Origin of the sequence: Paraburkholderia sp. UCT31, assembly GCF_014397655.1 — a bacterium.
GTDB lineage: Bacteria > Pseudomonadota > Gammaproteobacteria > Burkholderiales > Burkholderiaceae > Paraburkholderia > Paraburkholderia tuberum.
This window is the reverse complement of sequence record NZ_VZQP01000137.1, coordinates 1-4,115: the sequence shown is the minus strand read 5'-3', so window position 1 is coordinate 4,115 and position 4,115 is coordinate 1. Positions and strand designations below refer to the sequence as shown.

The window sequence follows — 4,115 nt, the reverse complement described above, 5'->3', positions numbered from 1 at the left end:
AAATTCCGAGCGTCTCGGACCATCCCGCGGTTTCCTCCCTCGAGGCTTATCCGACGCCTGCCCACACGCGCCGCGGCACACTCACAGCCATGTGAATGAGGGCAGACGTCGAATAACCCTTAACGGCTGCTGCCGATTGCCGTCGGGCAGAGGTCGGCCACCTTCGGACGTTCGCACGCGCGTTCAGGCAGACATCCGAACGTCGGCTCTATGGGGACTTGTATGTCAAGCCGTTTTTGATCACGTGAAGGGCTTGGATTTCATGGTGGCTCCTGTAGGTTGTTGAGCGCGTGATGCCTTGGCGCGACATGGCTGTGCCATCCTGGTCCGGGGTCGGGGTGTGATGAGCGTTCGAGCCAGTGCCCGAACGAACTTCTATCCGTGCAGGGCGCCAACACCCTGCACCTCATGCAGCATGCGCGCAAGGCGCGCTGGCAAACCCCGGTTATGGGCGCGCCCCATCTCTGCGAGCCGGTCACGGGGTGCCGTGACCCGCCGACGTTCCGGGCGCGTCGACCCTGGATCATGATGACGTGTTGCGTGCGAAGGCGTTGCGTGGTACCCGTGCTGCCCGGAATTTCAGGCAACTGCCGGCTTGAGCGAGGCTCCGGCCGGAATCTCGCCGTGCTCGAGGTAGTGCCACAGCGCGATAGCCAGGCGCCGCGCCAACGCCACGATGCCCACGCGCCGCATGCGCTTGCCGCCGCCGGCAAAGCGCCGGTTGAACCACTGGGTCAGGAGGCTGTCGGGCTGCAGTTGCAGCCAGCGCCAGGCGAGTTCGACCAGCATCGTGCGCGCTCGCTTGTTGCCCGCCTTGCTGATGCCTTGCTCGATCTGACTGCCGCCACTGTCATAGGGTGTCGGCGTGAGCCCCAGGCTGCCGGCCAGCTCGCGCCGGTTGGCGAAACGTCGCCAGCCAAACACTTCCTTGACCAGCACCCAGGCGCCCTTGGGGCCGATCGCGCGCAGCCGTGCCATTTGCGCCACCAGCGGATGCTTGCCCTCGGCTAGTTCCTGGCGCCGCGCCGCTTCCAGCACCTTGAGCTGCTGCCTGACCAGCGCCAGCCGCGCGCTCTCGCGCTCGATCTCGCCGCGCAACACCGGCGGCACCTGCTCGCGATGGCGCTCCCACCACGCCGCCCAGTCGCGCCCGCCGACGATGACCGGCACACGCAGGTTGTGCAGCACCAGCAGGGAGCGGATGCGGTTCGTGTGGGCGGTACGCTCCTGGCTCAGCCGGGCCAGTTCACGGTGCGTGCGGCGCGCGTCTTCCTGCTCGGGCGTGGGCTCGTGCACCACCGACCAGATGCGCTCGCCAGCGTGGTGGCGCCTGAGCATCACCAGCAGCTTATCGCCGTCGAGCCGGTCGGTCTTGGCCCGTCTGGCGCGTCGGTTCACTTCGATGCTCGCCGGGTCGACCACGAGGTTGTCAATGCCTTGCCCGCTCAACCAGCGATGCAGCCACCAGCCATCGCGGCCGGCCTCATAGCACGAATGCACCGGGGCCTGCGGTTCGAGCTGGCAGCGCTCCTTGGCGCGGCGCACGCAGTCGAGCACCGCAGCCGTGTCGCCGGCGTGCACGCTGAAACGGCTCGGGCCGCGCCGGCCATCGCTGGCCGTCAACTTCCACGACTTGTCGCCGAGTTCGAAGCTCATGTAGAGCTGGACTTGGATCGCCGTATCATTGCCTTGTGGGACTGTCTGGGTCGCCGACATTTCCGTCTCCTTTGCACAGGGTTGGAAATTCCGTTTTAGCTAAACGGGTCTGGCTTGGGTAGTCCCACATAGCATCTCCGCTTTAGTCAACGGACGGCGAAGCCGGGTTCCTGCTGGTCAGAGCAATTTGCAGACCTCGTCAAAATCTAGGCGTGGGCTGCGCGGGAACAGCCCTGCCGGATCACCATAGCCCAGATTGCAGAGGAAATTCGACTTGATGTGGCTGTCGGGAAAGTACTCCTGTTGGAAGGTGCCCTCCTGTGCGCTCGCAGGAAAAAATTCATGGTCAACTTTTGCATGATCGAACCCGGACATCGGACCACAATCCAGTCCGAGCGAGCGGGCAGCCAGGACGAAATAGGCCCCTTGTAGCGAGCTATTGCGCCGTGCCGTGACCTCGGCCAGTTCCGGTGTGTCGGCGAACCAGGCTCGCGCATCTGCGTGCGGGAAGAGTTTGGGCAGCTTGTCATAGAACTTGCCGTCATAAGCGATGATGGCTGTCACCGGTGCGCTCATCGTCTTGTCGATATTGCCTGGTGCCAATGCCGGCAGAAGTCGTTGCTTCGCGTCCTGAGTGCGCAGGAACAGAATACGTGCTGGGCTGCAGTTTGCGCTCGTTGGGCACCACTTCATCAGCTCGTAGAGTTCGCGCAATGTGTCATCACTGACCGGCTTAGGCAGCCAGCTATTGTGGGTTCGAGCCTGACGGAACAGCAGATCCATCCCTTCTCCATTCAATCGTTTCTCCATATTTGCCTCCCAGCGGAAACGGACGTTGCAAGTTGCCTTCCTGCATCAACAACCGCGAATTGTTGGAGGGCCGTACGCCGTCCAAGCGTTTCGTGAACATCACGCAGCTGATCATCGATGATCTGAGCGCAGCCCCGTTCGGGTGTTATAGACGTACCACGCGTCGTCCATGGAAAAATTTGCGCGGTCGGGTACCAGTGACGCTTCGGGAAGCACCCTGCTGGACTGTAAGGAAGTCGGCATTTCCGAGCAGATCAGTCTGACTCCGATCACTTTCGAACGAGAGAAGGTGTAGCGACGCGTTGCCCACCTCAATTAACCGTTGCAAAGGGTCACAGCTTACGCGCGACCATCACGGCGCCGCGATCCAGCTCCGTGCGAGCAGAGTATGTCAGATGTCCCTGCGCTGTCTCACGCTAACGTTCAATGCCGCTATTCCAGGTAGCGGCGTCTCCCGCGCACAATCCGGCTTGGTGACACTCAGAAGCTGCGGCTTCCTCTGTCTGATTCGAAACCGGCACCCCGGGAGAGGTTGTGTCGAAAGCAATCCAGGGTTTTTTACTTCTTTACTTCGACAGATGCAGCTTCTTCGATAGCACGATACCCCGCTGCGGGCTCACCAGCCAGATGGCGTGAATGTTGGTGTACAGCGTCGAGGTTCTTGTTGTGATGTCTGTGGGCTCGTCGTCGCTGGGATCGCTATGTTCGCGTCGGTCGGTCAGGTAAGGCGGCGCCATGCTACACATCAGCACAATCGCGAAGTCTCCATTCGCTTCGTAGAACGCCGACTGCGAGAGTGTCACGCGTCCGTGAACCCTGGTTTTGCTCCGTTCGCCGGACTTGAGCTCAATCAGATCGATATGTTGGATGTACCCCTTGGCCTTCGCCTCCGGCGCCACCACAAGCCCTCGACCGCGTGGTCCGGTTATGGTCTTCTTGAGCAGGATCACTCCCGGATTGTCGTCATCGGATAGATCTACGTTTACCGTCAACAGGTGCGTCTTTGACTGATATCGTACTCCGTAGGGCGCCGGTACGACGAAAGCCAGGTCGCGGTCGAGACTGGCTTTCGGCAAGTCGAGATCGCTTGGCGCCTTAAGGACAGGGACGTGGATCAGGTTCCTGATGCGATCGCTCAACGAAGGCGAGTTGGCATTGAAGCTCTGGTCCGCCAAGGCGTCCCTGATGGCAACCGGGTCGTCGCCCACGAAAGGCCGAGTCGCCTCAGTCGTACGGGTAACAGTGGCTGAGTCTGCCGACGTCCCGGCGTGCGCCAGCAGCGACATGCAAATCAGGGCGCAAGCGGCGTTCGAACGGACCAACATGGTTTTAAGATCAGCCACGACAAACCCCTCTAGGATCAAGGCAGTCTATCGCAAAGCCTTCCACGGTCAACTCGACCGCGCGACAGCGGCCGTAGGCACCCGCTTGATCCGTTCTTCGTCAGCTCAGCAATCCCAACGGCAGGTATAAAGGCCGAGAACTTCCCGGCTAAGACGGCTGCTCGAATGGCTGTTCCATTGGCGGATTCAACCGGTGGATGCAATAGTTTGCTGGAATCGTTCGGCGGGCGTCTCGTAGTCCAGTGTCTTTCTTGGACGCTCGTTCAGTCGTCTTGCCACAGCGTTGAGTTTGGCCTGCGAATACAC

General features: G+C 61.2%; 3 protein-coding genes and 1 pseudogene. All 4 read right to left on the bottom strand.

Features of this window, described 5'->3' with window-relative positions; all coding sequences use genetic code 11:
* Positions 1–579: 579 nt before the first annotated feature.
* Entirely contained in the window at positions 580–1,716 is a 1,137-nt protein-coding gene (locus F6X40_RS40985) for an IS110 family transposase (protein ID WP_187631823.1), read from the bottom strand.
* 117 nt (positions 1,717–1,833) lie between these two features.
* Positions 1,834–2,466, bottom strand: coding sequence for a malonic semialdehyde reductase (locus tag F6X40_RS40980; RefSeq protein WP_187631822.1), 633 nt, complete (start codon positions 2,464–2,466; stop codon positions 1,834–1,836).
* A 566-nt stretch (positions 2,467–3,032) separates the two neighbouring features.
* Positions 3,033–3,791, bottom strand: a complete 759-nt coding sequence (locus F6X40_RS40975; RefSeq protein ID WP_187631824.1) for a hypothetical protein — start codon at positions 3,789–3,791, stop codon at positions 3,033–3,035.
* A gap of 204 nt (positions 3,792–3,995) precedes the next feature.
* Positions 3,996–4,115 (bottom strand): annotated as a pseudogene (locus F6X40_RS40970) (IS30 family transposase); the annotation flags it as partial.

Coding starts and splice junctions, on each gene's coding strand:
- F6X40_RS40985 (WP_187631823.1), bottom strand. CDS start 1,716: ATGTCGGCGACCCAGACAGTCCCACAAGGCAATGATACGGCGATCCAA.
- F6X40_RS40980 (WP_187631822.1), bottom strand. CDS start 2,466: ATGGAGAAACGATTGAATGGAGAAGGGATGGATCTGCTGTTCCGTCAG.
- F6X40_RS40975 (WP_187631824.1), bottom strand. CDS start 3,791: ATGTTGGTCCGTTCGAACGCCGCTTGCGCCCTGATTTGCATGTCGCTG.